The following is a 23,993-nucleotide window of genomic DNA, read 5'->3' on the forward strand; positions in this document are numbered from 1 at the left end:
GTCGACAGTGAGTCGGCCTTTTCTTGTGCCTTGCTTCTTGCTAAGATGGACAACGATACAAGGGAAATGAGGGACAACATGCAGACGTTAACAGCAGAAGGCCTGAGCAAGGCATACGGTGACAAGCAATTATTCAAACAAATCGATTTTTTAATTAATGAAGGCGAACGCATCGGGCTGATCGGGGTGAACGGTACCGGAAAGACCACGCTGATTCGCGCCTTGGCTGGGCTGGAAGCATTAGACGCCGGCACGGTTAAAACGCCGAAGAATTATCGCATTAGCTATTTGACCCAAGTACCTGACCTTGATCCTGATCTGCCGATTATGGATGCCATCTATCGCGGTGATTCGCCGGTTTTTCAAGCGATTCGGCAGTATGAACGGGCACTGGCTGCCTACACCAAGGATCCGCTGAATCAAGCGAAAACTGATGCCTACACCAAAGCTGACGCCCGCATGACTCAAGAAGACGCATGGTCGGCCGAAACCGATATTAAGACGATTCTGACACAGCTGCATATTGACGACTTGTCGGCTCGGGTCGGTAGCCTCTCCGGCGGGCAGCAAAAGCGGGTAGGACTGGCGCAGGTTTTGATTGAATCACCTGATCTCTTGCTGCTGGATGAGCCGACGAACCATCTTGATTTTGATTCCATCGCTTGGCTCGAAAAATATTTAAGTAGTTATCGCGGCGCCTTAATCGTGGTCACCCACGATCGCTATTTTTTGGATCGCGTCACCAATCGCATTTTTGAGTTGGATCGCGGCCGACTTTTCCAGTATCAAGGCAACTATCAGGCATATGTCGCCAAAAAGGCTGATCAACTGGAGGCTGAGAAATCGGCTAACCATAAACAGGCGCAACTTTATCGCCAGGAGCTGGCTTGGATGCATGCGGGCGCTCAAGCACGGTCGACCAAGCAGCAGGCGCGGATCAATCGGTTTAAAGAACTGCAAGCAGCTAAAGACGATGCGCCGACACCTGATCAGCAATTGGATCCGATCCAGATTGCCAGTGCGCGGCTCGGCAAGAAAGTGATCGAAATGAACCACGCCAATCTGAGTTTTGGTCATCACGTGATTTTAAACGATTTTAACTGGCTGGTGCAGCCAGGAACCCGTATTGGCATTACCGGGCAAAATGGGGCCGGTAAGTCAACCTTACTCAATATTATTGCCGGCAAGCAGAAGCTGGACAGCGGCACGATTTCGTTAGGAGAAACGGTTCAGTTGGGGTATTACACCCAGATGAATACCGATCTCGATCCAAATAAACGGATCATTACCTATTTGCAAGAAGTCGGCGAAGAAGTCGTGCAGGCAGATGGTCAACGGGTATCAGTGACCCAGATGCTGGAGCAGTTTCTGTTTCCACGCAATATGCACGGCACGTTAATCGGACGACTTTCCGGCGGCGAAAAGCGGCGGCTGTATTTGTTGCAGGTGCTCATGCGGCAACCGAATGTTTTGCTGTTGGATGAACCGACGAACGACCTGGATATTGCGACGTTGACGGTCTTAGAAGATTATCTGGATCATTTTCCCGGCACCGTGATCACCGTGTCGCATGATCGCTATTTTCTTGATAAAGTGGCCGATCAGCTGCTGATCTTCAATGGCAATGGCCAGATTGACCGCGCTGTTGGTGAATTTTCCGATTACCTGGCGAAGCAAGCTGCGCAACCGGCGACACCAAAAGCTAAGCCTGTCGCAACCAAACCGGCACCGAAAAAAGTTGCGCCGAAAGCGAAGTCGAAACTCACATACGCTGAAAAAATAGAGTATGATAAACTGCAACAAGAACTCGATGAACTTGACGAGCGCTTGGCCAAAGTGAAGGCGGAAATGGCCGATGTCAACGGCGAAGATTACGTTAAGTTAGGTGATCTTCAAGCAAAGATTGATAAAATCAACCAGACGATTGACCAGAAGTTCGACCGGTTCGCCGAGCTGGATCAATATGTATGAGCAATGAACGATAGAAGGGGAAAGACGATGTTAGAGCAGCCATATCTGGATCTTGCAAAAAAAGTCCTCGATGAAGGACATTTCAAACCCGATCGCACCCACACCGGCACTTACAGTATTTTTGGACATCAAATGCGCTTTGATCTCAGCAAGGGATTTCCGTTGCTGACGACTAAAAAAGTGCCATTTGGTTTAATTAAAAGTGAACTGTTGTGGTTCCTGCGCGGCGACACCAACATTCGGTTCTTACTGCAACACAAAAACCATATCTGGGATGAATGGGCATTTGAAAAATGGGTCAGCAGTCCGGAATACCACGGACCGGATATGACGGATTTTGGTCATCGGCGGGTAAAAGATCTCGAGTTTGCAAAAGTTTATCAGGAAGAAATGGCTAAGTTCGACGAAAAGGTTTTGAACGATGATGCCTTCGCTGCGAAATATGGCGATCTCGGGTTGGTGTATGGTTCCCAGTGGCGTGCCTGGCGCACCAGTACCGGCCAAACTATCGACCAGCTAGGGGATGTTATCGAGCAGATCAAAACCCACCCATACTCGCGGCGCTTGATCGTGTCAGCTTGGAATCCCGAAGATGTTCCGACCATGGCATTGCCGCCTTGCCATACGCTTTATCAGTTTTATGTCAATGACGGCAAGTTGTCCTTGCAACTTTACCAGCGGTCCGGAGATATTTTTCTGGGCGTCCCGTTTAACATTGCGTCTTATGCATTACTGACGCTTTTAGTCGCGCATCAATGCGGGCTAAAAGTCGGCGAGTTCGTTCATACATTCGGGGATGCCCATCTCTATGTCAATCACATTGACCAAATTAAAGAGCAACTGACACGTACCCCGCGTCCAGCGCCAAAATTGGTTTTGAATCCGGATAAGCACGATATTTTTGATTTTGAGATGAAAGATATCAAGCTGCTGAACTATGATCCTTACCCGGCTATCAAAGCGCCAGTTGCGGTTTGACGGGGCTTGTCAGAGGACTCGTAGATGCGGCGCATGGTATGATCAGTTTAACCATTGATGGCAAAGCTGCTTATCTAGGAACTTGGGGATTTTTCAACGATCAAGGAGGAGTTGCATATGACCGAATTTTTATGGGCACAGGATCGCACTGGCATTATCGGCAAGGACGGCCATTTGCCTTGGCATCTGCCAGATGATTTGCATTATTTTCGGGCACAAACCGTGGGCAAAATCATGGTTGTGGGGCGGCGTACCTACGAAAGCTTTCCCAAACGGCCGCTGCCTGAGCGCACGAATGTTGTTTTGACCCATCAAGCCGATTATCAGGCGCCGGGGGCTGTTGTGCTGCATGATGTCCCTGAGGTCTTTGATTACGCCAAGCAGCACCCTGACCAAGATCTCGTCATCGCAGGCGGCGCACAAATCTTTACAGCCTTTAAAGATGACGTTGATACCTTGTTGGTCACGCGGTTGGCCGGAAGCTTTGATGGCGATACGAAAATGATCCCGTTAGACTGGGATGCCTTCACCAAAGCATCCAGCCGCACCGTTGAAGATGCCAATCCAGATTTGACGCACACGTATGAAGTTTGGAAAAAGAAAGCTTAAGGCTCTACTTTTGTATGTTTTAGTATTTCCCAGCAAAGCATGCCTGTGACAAAAACCCAGCGGCAATAGCCACGAAAAAACGTCTCTCCAGTCACGTGAAGAGACGTTTTTCGTGGCTATTTTACGGTTTACAGGTAAAAGTAAATCGATAAGTACATGCATAAGCTGCCAAGAATGACGAAGAGATGCCAGATAACATGGATGTATGGGATGCCTTTTTGCAAATAGAGCATCGCTCCGCCAGTGTAAGCTAAGCCGCCAGCCACTAATAAGCTGAATCCGACCGGGCCCAGGTGATGCCATAGCGGAACCATGCCGATCACGCAGAGCCAACCTAACACCACATAAATCATGGTTTCCAAATGTTTGAAGCGATTCAGGAAAAAGAGCTTATAGCCAATTCCCCCGAGGCACAAGGCCCAAATGGCGATTAAAAGACCGGTGCCGAGTTTGCCGCCAATGGCCACCAAGCAATACGGCAGGTAGGAACCGGCGATTAAAATGAAGACGCCGGAGTGATCCAGTACCTGCAAAACATGGCGGGCCTTGCTAAAATAGAAACCATGAAAGGCAGTTGAAGCGGTGTAGAGTAACATCAGTGAAACGCCGAACCCGATGAGACTGAACAATTCGATCCGATTGCCACTATGTACCCCTTTAACGCCCAGTAAAACGGTTCCCATCACGGCTAGGCCGAGTGCGAACGCGTGGGTGATAGCACTAAACATTTCATTGTTAAATTCGTAATGGCTTGATTTTGACACGCGCATTGCCAACCTCCTTGAAGACAGTCGCGTAAATTTTTGAATGCGACCGTCGCTGCTTCATATCAAATTCTACCATGTTGCGGTTTACAAAACAACACAATGTAGTTATGATAACTAGGTAATGTATACTGACATTGGTTAGGGAGTTTGCTATAATATGACGGTAGACGAACCTAACAGAAAGCGTGGCTCAGACATGGCAAATATCAAGATCGTCACGGATTCCTCCGTTCAACTGACTCCAGAAGAGATCAGCAAGTACCATATTACGGTTGTTCCGTTGACTATTATGATTGACAATACGGTTTACATTGACGGTGAAACGATCACCCGCGAAGACTTTATGGATGAAATGGCGGCGGCGCATAATCTGCCAAAGACATCCCAGCCGGCAATCGGCACTTTTACGGATGTTTTCGATAAGTTGACCGCCGATGGGAGCCAGGTACTGGCGATTCATATGACGGAAACGCTTAGTGGCACCGTTAACTCAGCACGGCAGGCCGCGCAACTTGCAAAAGGTAAGGTGACGGTCGTTGATTCGTTATCGACGGATCGCGGGCTGGCATTTCAGGTTTTGGCAGCTGCGGAAATGGCAGAGGCCGGTAAGGATCTTCAAACGATTCTTAATAAAATCAAGCAAATCCGCGACAACACAACGTTGGTTTTAGGGGTTACAAGTTTGGACAACTTGGTTAAAGGCGGACGAATTAGTCGTGTTTCCGGTTTGATTTCGTCTTTCTTGAATATCAAAGTTGTTTTGCAGTTGAAGGACGGAGAGCTGTCGGCACTACGCAAAGGCCGCGGCATGAAGACCATTAATAACTTCATTACCGAAACGATCAGTCAAATGGCTAAAATGCCGAATATCAAAAGTGTCGGCATTTCAACCGCAGGCGCAACTGAGTTAGGTGAAAACGTCGGCCGCCGCATTGCGGAAGTCTTACCAAGCGTCCCGGTTCTGGTGCGGCCAACCGATCCGGTCATCGCAACCCACACCGGCCCCGGTGCCCTTGCGATCATTTATTACGTTGATTAAATTTTAAATAAACTTCAATCGGCCGGCGCGGAGGCGTTGGCCTTTTTTGTTTGAGCGCGAGCAGGAGCGCTTAGAAATCGGAGTGTAAGTGGCCTCAGACCTAAATGGCTGGGTTTTGGCCATTTAGGTCTGAGGTCCTTACACTCCGATTTCTGCGACTGCGAGCGCGTTATAGAATGCGTAAGTCAATTTGAATATTGCCAGCAATAGAACGCCGCCATCCTTAACACAGCTCAGGCTATTGCGACCAAGGTCCTTATGTGGAGGTTTCTGGGCTGGTGAACGCGTTATAGAACGCGAAAGCCCGCTACACTTTTGCCCGCAATAGAACACCTCTGACTTAACCCAACTAACAAAACCAGCAAACCAACTGGTATCGATACCATAAAAACCCGTTAAAAAGCATTCACCTTTGTTTATTCACCCGCGGTCAAGTACAATAATCTATTATGACTAACAACACATGCGTTCATGGGAGGCAATATGGCTAAATTAAAAAATATTTTTATAGCTTGTAGCGTCGTGCTGATTGCCTGCCTGCTGGCGTTTGGCGGGTGGCAGCTGTTTGGGCCGGCAACCGACCCTAGTGAGGTTAAAGTTGCCTCGAGCACGCCTAAGCAAATCCAACTGACGGCGGTTGGCGATTCGTTAACTTATGGTGTCGGCGACGCAACCAATAATGGCGGTTATGTCGGTTTAACAAAAAGTGATTTAGAAGCAACCGGCCAATATCAGGTTACGACGAAAAATTACGGGGTCAGCGGCGACACTAGCACGCAAATTCTCAACCGCATCAACAAACAAGCCAAGATCCGTGCTGACCTGAAACGCGCCAATATCATTACCGTGACTGCCGGCGGAAATGATTTAATGCATGTCCTCCAAAAGCACTTTTTGACGTTGTCCGAAAAGCAGATCACGGCAGGCAGTGCTGCGTTTCAGAAACGCTTGACAACGCTGCTTACCACGATTCGCAAGGAAAACCCATCCGCGCCGATTTACGTTTTCGGCATTTACAACCCATTTTACGTTTATTTTCCAAAAATGACGGCCATGACCAATAGCGTCACCGCGTGGAATCAAGCCACTCAAAAAACATTGCATCAGTTTAAGGACGTTTACTACGTTGATATTGACAGTGTTTTGTCGAGCGGAGACACTGCGGCAAACAAGGCTTCGGCTAAAGAAGCGCTCAAAGAAGCAACTTCCGGCGAAGGTAATCCGCTTATTTTCTCTCAGGATCATTTTCATCCCAATAATGCTGGCTATGCGCAGATGACGAAGCAGCTTATGAAACAAATACAGGCAACGAAGAAAGAGTGGGAGTAGGTAGGATGGAAGCAAAGAAACGATCACGTCAGCGAAACACGCCGCAGCCCAAAAAAATCAGAACCGGGATTAACTGGTGGAAATGGTTATTGCTTGTGCTGGTCGGGTTACTGCTGGGAACCGGTATCTGGTTCACGAAGACAATTTTGACACCGGTGAACATCAACACAACCGCTAAAACCGCCACGACCACGAATGAACCGGTTTTCACCGTGAAGCTCACCAAAGCCAGTGCCAATCGCATCATGGCCCACTATTTAAAAAATTATCTGCGTGACAGCAACGTCAAATATGCGGTGACGCTGGGTACGAACGAGGCTGCGTTAAGCGGTAAGTTCAAATTCCTTGGCAATTCCGTTAAATTTCAGTTAACGTTCGATCCGTTGGTTCTGAAAAATGGCGACGTGCTGCTCAAAGCGAAGGATCTGAATGTCGGTGCGTTACCGGTGCCGATTAGTTTTGTCATGAGTTATATCGGTAATAGTTATAAAATCCCGCGTTGGGTAAGTCTGAATAGTAAGGCCGGAACTGTTGTGCTAAAATTGAGCCAATTTAAACTTCAAAATGGGATGACACTAAAGGCCACCAAATTGGATCTCACCAATGATGATCTTGAATTTGCGGTTTATCTGCCTGACGAGCCGTAACCATTAGAAAGAGGCTGATGAAACATGAAAAAAGAAACTGCTATTTTTGCCGGCGGGTGTTTTTGGTGCATGGTTGAACCGTTCGAGGAACAACCCGGCATTTTAAATGTGGTTTCCGGCTATACCGGTGGGCATGTGCCTAATCCAACTTATGAACAGGTATCTTCGCATACGACCGGCCATACCGAAGCCGTTGAGATCACTTTTGATGCAGACGTTATTGATTACCCGACATTGCTGGGGATCTATTGGCAACAAACCGACCCGACCGATGCCATGGGACAGTTTCAGGATCGTGGCGACAATTATCGGCCGGTTATTTTCGTGAAAGACGAAGCGCAACGCAAAGCAGCTGAAGCGTCGAAGGCGGCGTTAGAAGCCAGCGGACGCTTCACCGACCCAATTGTGACGCAGATTGAACCGGCCAAGCCGTTTTATCCGGCCGAACCGGAGCATCAGCAATTTTACGCCAAGAATCCGCGGCGGTACGCAATGGAACATGCACAACGCCAAGCTTTTATTGACAAAAACTGGAAGGACTAATCATGCATCGGACTTTTTACGAATATCTCATGACATTGCGCAATCCCAATGACCATGGGGAAATTGCCGAGTTTGCCAAGAACGCTTTTCTGGATCAAAGTTTTCCGAAACAGGAGAAAGATTACCATCGGCTAAGTGATTACCTGGAATTAAACGGTAATTATCTGCCGACACTGGCGATTTTTGATGAAACGTACCACGACTATCTGGCCAGCGAAAGCACAGGAGGCGATTCCAATCAATAAACACAAGGTTCCACTGTGGGCGGTCATTTTGATCTTTGTAGTTGCGCTTGGCGGCGGTGCAGTAGGCGGCTATGCCTTGTCGTATCAGCAGGCCCAACAAAGCGTGCTGAAAACCGGCGTTCCTAAGGCATTGGCACCTGTCGTTTCCGCGTACGAAACAGTCACCAACAATTACTACAAAAAGGTGAACACGACCAAGCTGACAGACGGGGCGATCAAGGGGATGTTGGGGACGCTTGACGACCCTTACTCGGTCTATTTGCAAAACAATGACAAAACCGACCTTGACGACACCATCTCTGCTTCGTTTGGCGGAATTGGCGCCACGATTCAACAAAATCACGACAGTCTGTCGATTGCCAGCATTTTGCCAGGCACGCCAGCCAAAAAAGCCGGCATGCAGGTGGGCGATGTCCTGCTCAAAGTTGACGGGAAAGATGTCGCCAAAAAGACGGTCACGCAAGCGGTTGACAAAATTCGCGGTAAAATCGGGACGACCGTTGCAGTGACGGTCAAGCGCGGCAACAAGCAGGCAACATTTTCCATGAAGCGCAAGAAGATTACGGTTGATACGGTGACTGGTAAGCTTGCGCCGGAAAACAAGCAGGTTGGTGTCATCACGATCTCCAGTTTCAGTGAACCGACTGTGAAGCAATTCAAAGCGACCGTTAAAAAATTGCGTAAAGAAGGCGCGAAGTCCTTTGTGCTCGACCTGCGTCAAAACCCCGGTGGCATGATGACAGCGGCTTTGTCGATCAGTTCGATGTTTTCCAAGAACGGGCAAACCGTGATGCAAATCGAAGACCGTAACGGCGCCAAAGAGGTCTACAAAGCTGGCAAGAAGCTTGATGGCGGCTTTAAGATTACCGAGAAAACCGCGGTGCTGATTGATGGCAATTCAGCTTCGGCCAGCGAAATCACGGCGGCTGCATTGCACCAAAACCGCAATATTCCGTTAGTCGGTGAGAAGAGTTTTGGTAAAGGCACCGTTCAAAATGTCGGCGAAATGGGCAGCAATAAGGAGCTCAAGCTGACAGTTGCCAAATGGCTTACACCAAACGGCACCTGGATCAACCACAAAGGCTTAACGCCTGACGTGAAGGTTGACTATCCGGCTGCGGCCAAAATCACGTTAATCAATGCGACCCAGCTCAAGCCTGGCGACAAAGGTAGCGATGTGAAATCCCTGCAGCAAATGTTGACGGCTTTGAAAGTTGGTTCAGTTAACGTTAACAGTCAATACGACGATGAGACTCAAGCTGCCGTCAAATCCTTCCAGCAAGCCAACAAACTCGACGCAACCGGCACAGCCGATCAGGAAACCTTGGCAGCTCTTGCCCAGAAGTTGAGTGATCAGCTGACGAAAGATGATCCGATGGTGAAAGCTGCGGTGCAGGAAGTCACGAAGTAAGTTAGATTGAAGTTGTTTAAATGCGCGCATGCCTTAAAGGTGTGGGCGTATTTTTTGTAAAGATTTTTAATTTTAAAAATTAAAAAACAGACTGGTGCGTATTGATATGACCTCAAATTTCTAAAATTAGTATTTTTCAAATAAAAAAATAACCTAATGAGGGAATGCTTTCAAAAACGCTGATAAATCAGCTATTGATAGAACTTGCTCAAGAGGTAACATATGCACATTTAAAAAACAGGGATTTTCTTTCTAAACGACATTGGATAAGCTTGAAATAAAAGGAGTGAATGCCATGACAAAAGCAAAAGGTATTGTTATAAAAAATAATCTTGCAGAAGCAATGGAACGTTGTCATTTTTCAGTCAATTCTTTAAGCATCTTTTCAGGTGTATCTCGATCAAGAATTGCAGCATTACAAAAAAATCGTAATTTAAACGTTACACTTCAGACCGCAGTGCCTCTGGCCAGAACGCTGGGGCTGCCATTTTACGAAATATTTACTTCTGAGCAGTCATTTAGATCTCACTGGGAATTTGATTCCAAGAGACTCGACAGCTTAAGAAAGTTGGCTGAAGAAGAAAAAATCAAATTAAAACTAAGCCCCTATTCTCAGGGAAATGCACTTAATTTAGAAACAAAGTATGCAAGTAATCGGCGAGTCAGTTTTTCTGGAAATTTCCATACTGCGTCAAAGTATTCAGTGCGAGTTCTTCAAATCATAGATTTTGATGTAGACAGGAGAGATTCTGAAGTCTCCTTAGAAGAGCGCGATAAGATGGTAAAACAAATGGCTTGCGTAGTAGCAAAATTTGCGAAGTTAAACCAAATAGGTATTATTTTGGTGAGATTAATGACTCCAGGTATTCGTATTAACGCCGCCCCAACGATTGCCTCTTTGCAAAGGCAACTAAATAAAAGTCGGTTACTAGATACCTATTTTCTAAACGATTATCGAAGTTTTTACAGTTTAGGATTTAGAGTCAATTCAAAATCAGTAAGAAACAGATTTTTAAATTTTGATTTGACTTTGGAGAAGAAGATCAGGATTTTTGAGTAGTGATCACTTGCATAAGTAACATCTTTGGAGAAAGCCTTGCGAGTATAGGCTTTTTCCTATATCGTATGGAAAACAGTGGAGGAGTGAACAACATTGATTGAATTAGAAGGATTTGCTGTCCATCCTGACAAAATTGCGCGTGCCCAAGAATGGATGGCTTTCTTGAAAAGTCATCAAGAGACTGTTAATGCAACCTTGGTGCCCGAACACATCACCGTTGAACGAATCTTTTCGCTCTCGTTTAATGATCGGATGTACCTATGCTGGTATTCTGAACAAACCGCCCCTAGTCCGGATGTCACAGAGAGTCCCAATTCGATTGATAAGGTTCATGTCGCTTTTTGGCATGAATGTATTGATGAATCCATTCCAAGCATGAAGTTTCGGCTGGAAAATGAATTTGTTAATCCGAACCTGATAGGTAAGTGAATAGCCTTTGGGTTTATCATATTTTTAAAGAACTTTGTTTATGGTGAAGAGACAACTCGTTGCCCTGATGAGTACCAAGGGGAGAGAAAGACAGATGGATCAACAGGAAACCTTTGCCAACAAAGTATTGGCATTTAGTGAAAGCCTCAAGCATGTCTCAATTGATTTGCCCAGAAACTATCGCATAGTCAATCCCTTTAGCGGTGCTCAAAAAAATGCCGTCAATAAGACAGTGACGACATTTTACAAAAGGTATTTTAATGACACCAAGCCGCGGCGCTTGATACTTGGAAGTTCACCTGCACGCCGAGGAACAGCGATAACCGGCGTGCCTTTTGAAGATGAAGATGAGCTTAAAAAGGAGACCGGTATTACAGTTAATGAATTTCGAGTTAATCGAGGCTCATCAAGCTTCTTATACGGCGTTATGGACAAGTACGGTGGTAAGGATAAATTTTACAAAGACTTTTTCCTAAGTTTTGTGTGCCCTCTAGGATTGATCAAAATAAATGAAAAGGGCAATGAAGTCAATTGCAATTATTATGAGAACCGGCGCCTTCAGCGAGAGCTGTTACCATTTATTGTGAATTCACTGCGAACTCAGATTAAGTTTGGGGTGAATACGGAAGTTTGCTATTGCATTGGAAGTGGCGAGAACTATAAAGCATTAAATGAAATCAATCAGAAAGAACACTTCTTTGAATCGATTGTTCCACTTGAACACCCACGCTATATTATGCAATATAATTCCAGAAACAAGGACTTTTATATGGGAAAATATATTTCAGCATTAAGTAGAACTTGACGACACAAGCGTTATGGCTATTCGACGATTCGGACAAACTTTTAGGAAAAAAAGAGTCATCTTGTTCTGGATTGAAGTAAGCCCTTTTTTATCTGAATCCCACTAAACTTAGGCTCAAAGTCTATGCTATATCTAAGTGGTTTGCTATACTAACGATAAGCTAGCATCATAAGGGTAGCTCCCGAAAGAGATCTAGCCCAGCAGTTTTGCAAGACATCACCCCTCAACTATTATCTGAAGGCGGAGGTGAGGTCAATGCAAAATCGGAGTGACTGGAGGGTTCGCGATGGTTGATTTTGCCATCGCTGTCTGGATCTTGTCCAAGGCGTATCTCAATTACGTCAAGGCTCGCCAGATACTAAAAAAGCCAGCTCGTAAGAACTAGCTTTGACCCAGTCTTCTGAACTGCGCTTGAGGCCATCGAGGCGCAACTCGGTGGCCTCTATTCAACTATAGAAATTGTATCATGGAATTCACTGGTTGTAAAAAAGATCGGGAATAATTTGATTTGAGTGATGCAGTGTTCTGAATCGCATTGGCAGTACCTGTTTTCTCGTGTAACATAAGCATCGGTAACTTTCAAAATCAAGCTTTAAACAAGCTCTATATAACTCAGATATAAACAAGTATTTTGCCCATAAGGAGTCTGAAAATTTTGGCAATTCAATGGTTCCCGGGCCACATGGCGAAGGCCCGTAAACAAGTACAGGAAAAAATAAAACAAGTCGATCTCATTCTTGAGGTCGTTGACGCGCGTACACCTGAATCATCGCGCAACCCAATGTTAGATGAGATAATTGGCGAAAAGCCGCGCATGGTGATCCTCAATAAGCAAGATTTGGCGGATCCGGCCCTGACACGTGAATGGGTGCAATACTATCAAGATCAAGGTTTTGCCGCAATTGCGATTGATGCGCAACATGCCAAACGACTGCAGCAAATTCCGCAGTTGGCCACCAAATTGATGGCAGAGAAAATTGCCCGGAAGAAGGCGCGCGGGATTCGTAATCCCATGATTAAGGCGATGTGTATTGGTATCCCTAACGTTGGCAAGTCGACGGTACTGAATCGGCTGGTTCATCGTAATATTGCGGTAACTGGTAACAAGCCCGGTGTGACCAAGAATCAACAGTGGTTAAAGGCGAGTGATAATTTTCAGTTGCTGGATACCCCTGGGATTTTGTGGCCCAAGTTCGCCTCACAGACGATCGGGATGCGTCTGGCGTTTACCGGTGCGATTGCCGACGCTGTATTCCAAGAAGATGTGGTCGGTTTATATGGCTTAACTTATTTTATGGCAAATTACCCGGACGCCCTGAAAAAAGCTTACCATCTCACTGATACGGACTTGCAAGCAGCACCACATGACTTACTGGTGAAGCTGACAAAAACGCAGGGATTCGGAGAGGAATTCAATCGAATGGCGGAACGGTTAATTTTCGATGCACGGCAGGGGAAATTAGGCCGCTTTACCTTGGAAAAGCCTGGTGAGACTGATGCCGACACTGAGTGAGTATAAGGCGCTTTTGCAAGCAGATCATGTCGATCCCGCGATCTTAACGGCGCTCAAAAATGATAGTCGCATTGGTGCGGGCAAATTACTGGCGGCTTATCAACGGCGTGAGGACCATCGCGCTGCCGAGGCGGTGGCGCTGAAATATCGCAGCAGGTATGAGCGCCAGTTATGGGGAACGTACCAGTATGTTGCTGGGTTAGACGAAGTAGGGCGGGGACCGCTGGCTGGCCCAGTTGTGACGGCGGCGGTCATCCTGCCGCATCATTTTCGATGGCCAGTGAATGATTCGAAGCAACTAACAGCACATGAACGCAACGTGTTGTACCCGCACATTTTGACGGAGGCCATCGCGGTTGGCATTGGCGTCGCTGACAATCGCGAAATTGATCGGGAGAATATTTACCACGCGACTGAACTTGCGATGGCAAAGGCGGTGAGTCATTTACGCGTTGCGCCGGAGTTTTTGCTGGTAGACGCGATGCATGTGCCGGTCGATTTGCCACAAGAACGGTTGATAAAAGGCGACGCCAATAGTATTAGCATCGCCTCGGCTAGTATTGTTGCGAAAGTGATTCGGGATCGGCTGATGGTGATGTACGATCAAGTTTATCCTGGTTATGATTTTAAACACAACATGGGTTACGGTACGAAAGCACACTTAGCAGGTCTGGCTGCTCATGGCGTCACGCCGATTCATCGGCGAAGTTTTGGGCCAGTGCGTGATTGTTTAAACTCCTAAGGTGTGATTGTCGTTAAGCCGCGTAATGTATTGACAGGAGGAACTTCTGGCATGACATTACGTGACTTTTTATTAACTTGGCATCTAGTAACCCATCAGAATCCGCGCTTGGCGGTCGCTTTGGAAGAAGCTATTCGTGCCAAAACCGATTTAACAGCATTTCAACGCGAACTTGACAAGAAAATGATTCAGTCGGCGGAACCATTATTGGCGGTAGCGCGGCAGTCAGCTTACGTCACTTATGTCGATGCTGCTTATCCACCACGGTTGCGTGAAATTCCCCAGCCGCCACTGGTGCTTTTTTATCGCGGTCAGATAAAGTTGCTTCAACAATTGACATTGGGTGTTGTTGGTTCGCGCAAGGCTACCGGTTATTCAGCGGCCGCCTTAGCGCAATTATTCCCGCAACTGCCGATGATGACGATTGCAAGCGGCTTGGCAACCGGCGCCGACAGCACGGCCCATGAGGCGGCACTCACAGCTGGTTTGCCGACGATTGCGGTGATCGCTAACGGTATTGATCAGGTCTATCCGGCTAAGCATCGTTTGCTGCAGGAACGGATCGGCCGCGCTGGGTTGATTGTGAGCGAGTACCCGCCCGGAACAGCTCCGCAACGGTTCCAATTTGTGGCACGTAATCGAATTATTGCCGGGTTGGCGCATGGGGTGATGGTCACTGAAGCGGAAATCAAAAGCGGCAGTCTGATCACGGCAAATTATGCCTTGCAGCATAATCGTGAAGTTTTTGCGTTACCTAATCGTTTTGGCGAGCGTTTAGGCGCGGGAACCAATGCACTAATTCAAGCGGGCGCGGCAATTGTGACCGGTCCGGATACGTTGATCGAGAACCTGCATTATTACCCGTGAAGTGCCAAAAAGTGCCCTCTCTATAGTAGGAAAATTTTCATTTGATTTGACAAGAGCAAAATGACTAGCTTATGATAGCAACTGTTTTGAGCCAGCAGGCGTGATCGGATGGTTTTAGGCGGAAGTGTATTGCGCCACTGTGACCGATCGTAGTAACCTACTGAATCATGAAGCACTGACGGTAACCCGTCAGCCCGCACAAATTAATCAGGGCTTGCTGTTGTAGCAATGCCACCGGAAGGAGCGCGTTCATGGCCGACAAGAAGTTAGTCATTGTTGAATCGCCAGCCAAAGCCAAGACCATTGAAAAATATCTTGGCCGCACCTATAAAGTTGTTGCTAGTTTAGGGCATATTCGTGATTTACCTAAGAGTCAAATGGGTGTTGATGTTGAAAACAACTACGAACCTCGGTACATTTCGATTCGTGGTAAAGGCGATGTCATTAAATCCTTAAAGAAAGACGCTAAAAAAGCTAGCCGCGTTTATCTCGCAGCCGATCCGGATCGTGAAGGAGAAGCCATTGCGTGGCATGTCAGTCATATTCTCGGTTTGGATCCCCAAGCCAAAAATCGTGTCGTCTTTAACGAAATCACCAAAGACGCAGTTAAAAACGCGTTTAAGGCGCCACGCGGAATTGATATGGATCTCGTCGATGCCCAGCAGGCCCGGCGGATTCTCGATCGGCTTGTAGGCTATTCCATCAGTCCGTTGCTGTGGAAGAAGGTCAAAAAAGGCTTAAGTGCCGGCCGAGTTCAGAGCGTTGCATTAAAACTGATCATTGATCGCGAAAATGAAATCAAGAATTTCATTCCTGAAGAGTATTGGTCACTGGATGCAGAGTTCCAGAAAGGCCGCAGCAAAAAGTTTACAGCCAGTTTTTACGGCATCAAGAACAAGAAACAGGCCTTAAAAAATAATGAGGCTGTTCAAAAAGTCTTAAGCCAGGTCGATAAAACCAAGCCGTTTAACGTGACCAAAGTAGTTAAGAAAGAGCGCAAGCGTTTTCCGGCACCGCCGTTTACCACCAGTACCTTGCAACAGGAAGCCAACCGTAAGCTGGGTTTCCGAACCCGGAAAACCATGATGTTGGCCCAACAGCTGTACGAAGGTATTAATTTAGGCGGCAAGTTAGGCACGGTCGGGTTGATTACGTATATGCGTACTGACTCCACTCGTGTTTCGAATGTCGCCAAAACCGAGACCAGCCACTATCTGCACGAAAAGTACGGCGAAGCTTATGCCGCCGTTAAAATCCGTCAAGGCAAACTTCAGGAAGGGGCTCAAGACGCCCATGAAGCGATTCGCCCAACCAGTACGTTGCGGACGCCCGAAAGTCTGGCTTCGGTTTTGGATAAAGACCAAATGAAGCTATATCGGTTGATTTGGAGCCGATTTGTTGCCAGTGAAATGACACCGGCAGTGATCGACACCGTCGCCGTTACTCTTGACCAAAATGATGTTACGTTCCGTGCTAATGGCAGTCAGATGAAGTTTGAAGGCTTTACTAAGCTCTACGTATCCTCGCGGGATAACGACGAAAAAGACAATGTTTTGCCGCCGCTTGCTGTCGGGGATGCCGTTAAAATGCTGAAAACCGATCCGGCGCAGCATTTTACCCAGCCGCCAGCCCGTTATTCGGAAGCGAATCTGGTTAAGGCATTGGAAGAAAATGGTGTCGGTCGGCCATCAACTTACGCGCCAACCATTGAAACCATTCAGAAGCGCTATTACGTCAAGCTCAATGCCCGCCGCTTTGAACCGACCGAATTAGGCGAAATCGTCAACAGTCTGATCGTTGAATTCTTCCCTGATATCGTCAATATTAAGTTCACGGCAAATGTTGAGTCCGAATTAGACAGCATCGAAACCGGCGAAGCCAACTGGGTAAAGGTTATTGATCAGTTCTACAAGCCGTTTGAGAAAGAAGTAGCGCACGCCGAAACCGGCATCGAAAAGATTCAGATTAAGGACGAACCAGCAGGCTTTAACTGCGACATCTGTGGCGCACCCATGGTCATCAAAATGGGACGTTATGGTAAATTTTACGCCTGCTCGCGCTTCCCGGATTGCCGCAACACCAAGGCGATCGTCAAAGAAATTGGCGTCATTTGTCCTAAGTGTCACGAGGGTCAGGTGGTCGAACGCAAGAGCAAGCGTAACCGTGTCTTTTATGGTTGCTCCCGCTACCCAGACTGTGACTTTGTCTCCTGGGACAAACCAGTTGGCCGCGACTGCCCGGTCTGTGGTCACTTCTTAGTCGAAAAGAAAACCAAAGCCGGCACCCAAGTCGTTTGCCCAAACAACGATTACAAGGAAGCTTTACAAAAAGCATAAAACCAAAACCAGCAAGCCCGAATCCTTTGGGTCTGCTGGTTTTTTTGATAAACTAGGCAAGAGCGTGAGCTGGCGCGCTCAGAAGTCGGAGTATAAGTGGCCTTAGGCGTGATGGCCCGGATTTAGGCCATTGCGCCTAAGGGTCCTTATACGCAGACTTTTGCGCCAGCGAACGCGTTTTCGGCAGCATCGGCCAAAAAACTTTTCCCACGAGAAGACTTTCTCTACGCCCAAGGCCCGGCAAACAAGCCTCTGCGCCAATAAAGCACATGTTAAATGTAACATCACAAAAACCCACATCAAACAAACTTTAAGAACCCCCGTCCCACCATCAACCCAAACCCCACACCAAAGGAGGAATTCACCATGCCTATTGTTAACGTCATTGGCGCTGGCCTAGCCGGTTCAGAAGCCGCTTGGCAAATCGCCCAAACAGGTGTCGACGTCAATTTATATGAAATGCGTCCGGTTACCATGACCCCGGCGCATCACACCGCCAATTTTGCGGAACTGGTCTGTACAAATTCGTTGCGTGCCAATCAGATTACGAACGCGGTTGGACTGTTGAAAGAAGAAATGCGGCGCTTAGATTCGATTATTATTCAAAGTGCCGATGCGACCGCCGTGCCAGCTGGCGGTGCGCTAGCGGTTGACCGCGAGCCATTTTCCCAGTTAGTGACCCAGAAACTCATGGCGCATCCCCGGGTTCATGTCATTCATGAAGAGCTGACTGATTTTCCTGAAGGGGTGACAGTGGTTGCTACAGGGCCGCTGACCGCACCGGGCTTGGCGGATGCTATTGTCGCCTTAAACGGTGAAGCTGGCTTATCATTTTTTGATGCTGCCGCGCCGATTTTGGACGCCAGCACCATTAATACCGACATTGTTTATAAAAAGTCGCGCTATGATCGTGGCGAAGCTGCTTACTTAAATTGCCCGATGGACCGGGAAGAATTTCAAGCGTTCTATCAGGCATTAATCTCTGCTGAAGTTGCGGAAGGCCACGATTTTGAAAAAATGACGGTCTTTGAGGGGTGCATGCCAATTGAAGTGATGGCCAAACGCGGGATTAAGACGATGCTGTTCGGCCCGCTGAAACCGGTTGGCTTGGAGGATCCGCGAACCGGCAAAACGCCGTATGCGGTCGTTCAGCTGCGGCAGGATAACGCGGCAGCGAGCCTGTATAACATCGTGGGCTTCCAGACGCATCTCAAGTGGGGTGAACAAAAACGGGTCTTCCGGATGATTCCGGGATTGGAAAATGTTCAGATTGTCCGCTATGGCGTGATGCATCGCAATACATTCATGAAGTCACCGGCTGTCCTTGAGCCGACGTATGCGTCTAAGCGGCGCGCGGATCTCTTCTTTGCAGGGCAGATGACCGGCGTTGAAGGCTACGTTGAAAGTGCGGCCAGCGGATTAATTGCTGGGACGAATGCAGCCCGGTTGGCGCAAGATTTGCCGCCACTGGTATTTCCGGAAACAACGGCAATGGGTGCCATGGCACATTACATCACTCACACCTCACCAAGGCATTTTCAGCCGATGAATGCTAATTTTGGTATTATGCCGCCACTAGCAGTTAAGGTACGGCAAAAGAAGGAGCGTAACCAGCAATTAGCAGAACGGGCCTTAACCGATCTTGCAGCATTTAAAACTGAATTAAGACGCGTGAACCAACTTTAAAAATAAAAAAAGATCTCGGGTAACCGGGATTTTTTCATTGTCGTGTCATGTTATCTTCATAAAGGAACGGTTATAATGAAACAAGGCCAACGCTTAAGCAATCTTGGTGTCCGGAGAGCGAAAAATTGCCGCTCCCTATCAATGTTTGGCTTCTGAAAACGTCAACAATCGTTCTTTTTATGTTAATCTATTAAGCGGAGGGATGTCGGGATGAAGCCAATTGCAGCTTTTCAGGAATACTTAACGGTCGAGCGGCAGTATTCACCAGAAACCGTCACGGCGTATTTAAAAGACATTCAGGAATTCCAGGCCTTTCTCAAAGCCAATGGCGGGTTCACGGATTTTAACAAGGTAGATGATCTAGACGTTCAGACTTATTTAACCGATTTGAATAAACAGGGACTGGCTCGTACTTCCATTGCCCGCAAAATTAGTAGTTTGCGTAGCTTTTATCGGTATCTGGTGCGAATTGATGCGGTCAAGCGCAACCCGTTTGAATTAGTTGAATTGAAGAAGCAACACCATCACCTGCCGCAGTTTTTCTATGAGGCGGAAATTCAGGAACTGTTTAAAACCGTTGAAGGCAAAACGCCACTTGACCAGCGCAATCGGGCATTGCTGGAAGTCTTGTATGGCACCGGCATCCGGGTTTCCGAGTGTGCCAACTTAACACTCAACCAGGTGGACTTTAATACAGGGTTGTTACTGATTCATGGGAAAGGCAATAAGGATCGCTACGTACCATTTGGTCAGTACGCCCAGCGCGCGTTACAAACTTATCTAAAGGATGGACGCCACACGTTGATGCAGAAGCACCAGACCCAACATCGAGTGGTGTTCGTCAACCAGTATGGTCGGCCGATCACAGCTCGCGGGATTGAATACATTCTGGATCAGCTTATTAAACAGACGAGCCTGACTGCCAATATCCATCCCCACATGTTGCGGCATAGCTTTGCTACCCACATGTTGGATCACGGAGCAGATCTACGCACTGTCCAGGAGCTGCTCGGGCATGCGAGTCTGTCGACAACCCAGATCTATACCCACGTGACGATGGCCCATTTAAAAAACGAGTATATGAAATATTATCCTAAGCATCATTAAGACTAAAGTACGATGTAATCGGTGCTTGAATTTTCTAAAGTATGACTATTGGTCGGTTGCTAACAACCGCCACCGCTGATGAGTTTCAATTCATCAGGGGGAATGAAAAGGAGCATAACAATGACAACAATTGCAGCAGTTAGAAAAGATGGCGTGACCGCTTTAGCAGGCGATGGCCAGGTTACCTTGGGCGAAAAAGTCATTATGAAAGGCAACGCCCAAAAAGTTCGGCGCATTTATCATGATCAAGTTGTCATCGGCTTTGCCGGTGGCGTTGCCGACGCGTTCACTTTACAAGATTGGTTTGAAAAGAAGCTCGAGCACTATGCCGGCAACTTACGGCGTTCCGCAGTGGCGCTGGCACAGGATTGGCGCAAAGATCCAACGCTGCAAAAGCTCGAAGCGATGATGATCGTCATGGACGAACACGACTTGTTGCTTGTATCCGGCTCAGGGGAAGTCATCGATCCGGACGAGGATGTCGTGGCAATCGGCTCAGGCGGTAATTTTGCCCAAGCTGCCGCCATTGCGATGTTGCGGCATGCGCCTGACATGACGCCGGCCGACATTGCCAAAGAGGCAGTTAATATTGCCGGTAACATTGACATTTTCACCAACCACAACATTATCGTTGAGAGTTTCTGACTAGGCCAGAGCACGCTCACAGGAGGTTTAAAATGGTAGAGGTTCAAACACCTAAACAAATCGTTGAAAAACTTGACCAATATGTCATCGGTCAGGACGATGCCAAACGCGCCGTTGCGGTTGCCTTGTATAATCGCTATCGCCGGATGCAGTTGTCACCCAAGATGCAAGAAGAAATCACGCCGAAGAACCTGTTGATGATTGGGCCAACCGGTGTAGGGAAAACGGAAATCGCCCGTCGATTAGCCAAAATTGTGGACGCACCATTTGTTAAAGTCGAAGCGACCAAATTCACGGAAGTCGGCTATGTCGGTCGGGATGTTGAATCCATGGTCCGTGATCTTGCTGAAACCGCAGTGGCGATGGAAGAAGAAAAACAGTTCAAGAAAGTCCGCGTTCGCGCCGAAAAGGAAGCCAACAAACGCCTCGTTAAAATTTTGGTACCAGCGATTCGCAAAGAAAAGAACTCGAATCCGATGGCTGAAATGATGAACATGTTACAAGGTATGCAAAACGGCAAGACACCTGCTGCTGACGATGCCGATGCTGGTGGCGAAGTGACCGATGACATTCGGAACAAACGCCTGAGTGTCGCTGAACAGCTGGAGAAAGGCTTGCTAGAGGATCGGGAAATTACCGTTGCCGTCAACGACGAGAAAAAAGGCGGCGGCATGAGTGATATGTACGGCCAAATGGGGATTGACTTAAGTGATACGATTGGTGCGTTAATGCCCAAGAAAAAAGTCGAGCGCACCATGACCGTTAAGGAAGCCCGCGAAATCTTCATTAAAGAAGAGTCGGATAAGCTGGTCAACCATGCCGATATTTATCACGACGCCATCCAGAGTGCCGAAAACAATGGCATTATCTTTATTGACGAAATCGATAAAATCGCTGCAGGCGACAAGCATACCAGTGGTGAAGTTTCTCGCGAAGGGGTTCAACGCGATATTTTGCCAATCGTCGAAGGCTCACAGATTAACACCAAGTATGGGCCAATCAACACCGATCATATTTTGTTCATCGGTTCAGGGGCATTTGCTGAAGCCAAACCGAGTGATTTGATTGCCGAATTGCAAGGTCGGTTCCCGATCAGGGTTGAGCTAAAAGATTTGACCGAAAAAGACTTCGTACGGATTCTGACCGAACCGGACAATGCGTTGATTAAACAATATATTGCCTTGATCGGTGCTGATGGCGTGAAAATCACGTTTACCAAGGAAGCCGTTAATCGGATTGCCGAAATTGCCACGCAGGTTAATCACGATACCGATAATATCGGCGCGCGGCGGTTAGCAACCATCTTGGAAAAGCTATTGGAAGATGTGCTTTACGAAGGTCCGGATATGGCAATGGGCAGTGTGACGGTGACCCAGCAGTATGTCGATGATAAGATCGGCCATATCGCTGCCGATACGAACATGACCCGGTATATTTTGTAAGGCAACCCGTGGAGAACTGTAGATAAAGGATGAGGATGTATGGTAACGATTGCAAATGACTTTTTGACCGTTGACATCAGTCGGCATGGTGCCGAGCTGACTAGTATCAAGGATAACCTGACTGGGCGTGAGCGCCTGTGGCAGGCTGATCCGGAAGTCTGGCCGCGGCACGCACCGGTATTATTCCCGATTGTCGGGGCACTGGCTGATGACCAATATCATTATGCTGGCAAAACTTACCACATGACCCAGCATGGCTTTGCCCGTGATCGTGATTTCACAGTCGTGTCGGCAACGCCTTTTAAGGCCAGCCTTGTTCTTAAAGATGACGATAAAACTCGCGCCATGTATCCCTTTGCGTTTCGGCTGATCATCACCTACGCATTGGAAAACAATAATCTGCATGTCACTTACCATGTCGATAATCCTGATAAAACGGCTCCTTTATACTTCAGTGTTGGCGGACACCCTGGTTTCAAGGTGCCGATGACAGCAGACACGCAGTTTACGGATTATTACATGAACTTCAAACCGCGCAAGTCGCTTGTTCAAATTCCGCTGGTTGCCGGCAAAGGCGTGGATTATCCGCACCGAACGCTGGCCGCAACTGATGCCAATCTGGCGCTGACCCATGAGACGTTTAAAAATGATGCACTCATCTTTGCTCCGCTTGGTAAGACCTCGTTTAATCTGCTTTCGGACAAAACCAAACACGGTGTGAGTGTCACCATGACAGACACACCTTACTTAGGCGTATGGAGCCCCTATCCCAAGACGGGTGAGTTTGTTTGCATTGAGCCTTGGTGGGGCATCGCAGATACGATTGGCACGACCGGCGATTTCACCAAGAAGCTGGGCATCAATCGTCTCGAACCGGGAACGGCGTTTGAAAAGGGCTACACAATCAGCATTTTTTAATTCGGTAGGATAGCTGGTGATCGATAACAAAAAGACATCCAACAGGGGATGTCTTTTTGCGTGGTATATTTTGTGTTCTTTACTGCTGGCGACGGTGTTGCCGTAAGTAAAGGCCGAGGCCAAATGGGACCATGTTCTCGTCGCCCGCTTTGATGCGCTTAAAATTGGCCCGATGTTTAATGAAGAAAACGACAAGCAGACCGCAAGCCACGGTGGTCAGCAACCAGTCGTGATAAACAAGCGACCAGCAGGTGATAATGACCATGCCAAGTGTACTGGCGACACTGACCATGGACGTTAGCAAGATCAGACTAAACCAGATAGCAAAGGCAATGAAGAAGAATTCCGGATTATACGCGAGCAAAATGCCGGCACTCGTCGCCACTGCTTTGCCACCTTTGAAATGAATATAAATCGAAAAGGTATGACCTAAGACAGCCGCCAGCCCGACAATCAGAATCAGCCAGTGGTGGTCAATTCCAAACAAAATCGGTAAACTGGCTGACAACGTTCCTTTTAGAATATCCAATAGCAACACTAGTGTTCCGCCAACCGGTCCTAGCATTCGATAAGCGTTGGTTGTCCCGATATTATGGCTGCCACCTTTGCGGATGTCGGTATGATAAAATACTTTGCCAATCACCACACCAAACGGAATGGCACCAATGAAATAAGCGAGTATAAAACAAAGCACAAGAACCAAGTGTGCCCCTCCTCTCAGACTTAAAAACTATTTTAGCATTTTTGACTTTTGAGTGATACGCCGTTAAGATAATGCGAACACACATTCGATTTGCAATAATGGGTTAAATGCCCTAGAGAAACGTCAACGCAGACTTTTTATGGACGTAAAGGCTACACTGGAAATACGTAGCTCATAAAGCGGCTGCGTGCGAATGTTGGC

General features: G+C 47.5%; 23 protein-coding genes. 21 read left to right on the top strand and 2 right to left on the bottom strand.

The genetic code is table 11. The features are described from left to right. Positions 1-78 precede the first annotated feature (78 nt). The 3 genes from LHUE1_RS12245 to LHUE1_RS12255 all read left to right on the top strand — a co-directional run bounded on the left by LHUE1_RS12245 (position 79) and on the right by LHUE1_RS12255 (position 3,558). The gene (locus tag LHUE1_RS12245; RefSeq protein ID WP_049169786.1) at positions 79-1,971 is read left to right on the top strand and encodes an ABC-F family ATP-binding cassette domain-containing protein; all 1,893 of its coding nucleotides are present in this window, start codon (positions 79-81) and stop codon (positions 1,969-1,971) included. Between the two features lie 27 nt (positions 1,972-1,998). Continuing rightward, on the top strand, positions 1,999-2,949 hold the full coding sequence (locus tag LHUE1_RS12250; RefSeq protein WP_049169787.1) for a thymidylate synthase: 951 nt from the start codon (positions 1,999-2,001) through the stop codon (positions 2,947-2,949). 117 nt (positions 2,950-3,066) lie between these two features. Continuing rightward, on the top strand, positions 3,067-3,558 hold the full coding sequence (locus LHUE1_RS12255; RefSeq protein ID WP_049169788.1) for a dihydrofolate reductase: 492 nt from the start codon (positions 3,067-3,069) through the stop codon (positions 3,556-3,558). Positions 3,559-3,686: 128 nt separating this feature from the next. Here the strand turns inward: LHUE1_RS12255 and trhA are convergent, their stop codons facing one another. Then, entirely contained in the window at positions 3,687-4,328 is a 642-nt protein-coding gene (gene trhA / locus LHUE1_RS12260; protein ID WP_049169789.1) for a PAQR family membrane homeostasis protein TrhA, read from the bottom strand. 193 nt (positions 4,329-4,521) lie between these two features. Here trhA and LHUE1_RS12265 point away from each other — a divergent pair, with 193 nt between their 5' ends. The 18 genes from LHUE1_RS12265 to LHUE1_RS12350 all read left to right on the top strand — a co-directional run bounded on the left by LHUE1_RS12265 (position 4,522) and on the right by LHUE1_RS12350 (position 23,089). After that, complete coding sequence (locus LHUE1_RS12265) at positions 4,522-5,364, top strand: DegV family protein (protein WP_049169790.1); 843 nt, start codon at positions 4,522-4,524, stop codon at positions 5,362-5,364. Positions 5,365-5,847: 483 nt separating this feature from the next. After that, the gene (locus tag LHUE1_RS12270) at positions 5,848-6,693 is read left to right on the top strand and encodes an SGNH/GDSL hydrolase family protein (RefSeq protein ID WP_277848240.1); all 846 of its coding nucleotides are present in this window, start codon (positions 5,848-5,850) and stop codon (positions 6,691-6,693) included. A 5-nt stretch (positions 6,694-6,698) separates the two neighbouring features. Continuing rightward, positions 6,699-7,340, top strand: a complete 642-nt coding sequence (locus tag LHUE1_RS12275; RefSeq protein WP_047106115.1) for a YpmS family protein — start codon at positions 6,699-6,701, stop codon at positions 7,338-7,340. A gap of 24 nt (positions 7,341-7,364) precedes the next feature. Further along, on the top strand, positions 7,365-7,883 hold the full coding sequence (msrA, locus tag LHUE1_RS12280; RefSeq protein WP_025013418.1) for a peptide-methionine (S)-S-oxide reductase MsrA: 519 nt from the start codon (positions 7,365-7,367) through the stop codon (positions 7,881-7,883). Between the two features lie 2 nt (positions 7,884-7,885). Further along, on the top strand, positions 7,886-8,128 hold the full coding sequence (locus tag LHUE1_RS12285; RefSeq protein ID WP_049169792.1) for a YozE family protein: 243 nt from the start codon (positions 7,886-7,888) through the stop codon (positions 8,126-8,128). Next, on the top strand, positions 8,070-9,539 hold the full coding sequence (locus LHUE1_RS12290) for a S41 family peptidase (RefSeq protein WP_449273588.1): 1,470 nt from the start codon (positions 8,070-8,072) through the stop codon (positions 9,537-9,539). Before LHUE1_RS12285 ends, LHUE1_RS12290 begins: the two co-directional genes overlap by 59 nt. A gap of 295 nt (positions 9,540-9,834) precedes the next feature. Then, a complete protein-coding gene (locus LHUE1_RS12295; protein ID WP_049169793.1) occupies positions 9,835-10,599 on the top strand; it encodes a hypothetical protein in 765 nt (254 codons plus the stop codon). 93 nt (positions 10,600-10,692) lie between these two features. Then, on the top strand, positions 10,693-11,028 hold the full coding sequence (locus LHUE1_RS12300; protein WP_049169794.1) for a DUF6176 family protein: 336 nt from the start codon (positions 10,693-10,695) through the stop codon (positions 11,026-11,028). Positions 11,029-11,122: 94 nt separating this feature from the next. Then, on the top strand, positions 11,123-11,833 hold the full coding sequence (locus tag LHUE1_RS12305) for a uracil-DNA glycosylase family protein (RefSeq protein WP_049169850.1): 711 nt from the start codon (positions 11,123-11,125) through the stop codon (positions 11,831-11,833). A 652-nt stretch (positions 11,834-12,485) separates the two neighbouring features. Further along, positions 12,486-13,346: a ribosome biogenesis GTPase YlqF gene (gene ylqF / locus LHUE1_RS12310; protein WP_152902734.1), complete on the top strand. Its 861-nt coding sequence runs from the start codon at positions 12,486-12,488 to the stop codon at positions 13,344-13,346. Next, the gene (locus LHUE1_RS12315; RefSeq protein ID WP_049169795.1) at positions 13,330-14,088 is read left to right on the top strand and encodes a ribonuclease HII; all 759 of its coding nucleotides are present in this window, start codon (positions 13,330-13,332) and stop codon (positions 14,086-14,088) included. Before ylqF ends, LHUE1_RS12315 begins: the two co-directional genes overlap by 17 nt. 51 nt (positions 14,089-14,139) lie before the next feature. Beyond that, positions 14,140-14,955, top strand: coding sequence for a DNA-processing protein DprA (dprA, locus tag LHUE1_RS12320; RefSeq protein WP_049169796.1), 816 nt, complete (start codon positions 14,140-14,142; stop codon positions 14,953-14,955). 251 nt (positions 14,956-15,206) lie between these two features. Then, a complete protein-coding gene (gene topA / locus LHUE1_RS12325) occupies positions 15,207-17,291 on the top strand; it encodes a type I DNA topoisomerase (RefSeq protein WP_049169797.1) in 2,085 nt (694 codons plus the stop codon). 366 nt (positions 17,292-17,657) lie between these two features. Further along, positions 17,658-18,977 carry a methylenetetrahydrofolate--tRNA-(uracil(54)-C(5))-methyltransferase (FADH(2)-oxidizing) TrmFO gene (gene trmFO / locus LHUE1_RS12330; RefSeq protein WP_049169798.1) on the top strand — a complete coding sequence of 440 codons (1,320 nt, stop codon included), beginning with the start codon at positions 17,658-17,660 and terminating at the stop codon, positions 18,975-18,977. Between the two features lie 210 nt (positions 18,978-19,187). Next, positions 19,188-20,084, top strand: a complete 897-nt coding sequence (gene xerC, locus LHUE1_RS12335; protein WP_049169799.1) for a tyrosine recombinase XerC — start codon at positions 19,188-19,190, stop codon at positions 20,082-20,084. 120 nt (positions 20,085-20,204) lie between these two features. After that, a complete protein-coding gene (hslV, locus tag LHUE1_RS12340) occupies positions 20,205-20,729 on the top strand; it encodes an ATP-dependent protease subunit HslV (RefSeq protein ID WP_025013523.1) in 525 nt (174 codons plus the stop codon). Positions 20,730-20,761: 32 nt separating this feature from the next. Then, entirely contained in the window at positions 20,762-22,171 is a 1,410-nt protein-coding gene (gene hslU / locus LHUE1_RS12345) for an ATP-dependent protease ATPase subunit HslU (protein WP_049169800.1), read from the top strand. Between the two features lie 39 nt (positions 22,172-22,210). Beyond that, positions 22,211-23,089 (top strand): aldose 1-epimerase family protein, encoded by an 879-nt coding sequence (locus LHUE1_RS12350; RefSeq protein ID WP_049169801.1) that lies wholly within the window; start codon positions 22,211-22,213, stop codon positions 23,087-23,089. A 79-nt stretch (positions 23,090-23,168) separates the two neighbouring features. Here LHUE1_RS12350 and plsY read toward each other — a convergent pair whose 3' ends face one another. Beyond that, positions 23,169-23,792, bottom strand: a complete 624-nt coding sequence (gene plsY / locus LHUE1_RS12355) for a glycerol-3-phosphate 1-O-acyltransferase PlsY (protein WP_049169802.1) — start codon at positions 23,790-23,792, stop codon at positions 23,169-23,171. Positions 23,793-23,993: the final 201 nt, after the last annotated feature.

The sequence above is a fragment of the Lacticaseibacillus huelsenbergensis genome (genome assembly GCF_029726355.1).
Classification (GTDB): Bacteria; Bacillota; Bacilli; order Lactobacillales; family Lactobacillaceae; genus Lacticaseibacillus; species Lacticaseibacillus casei.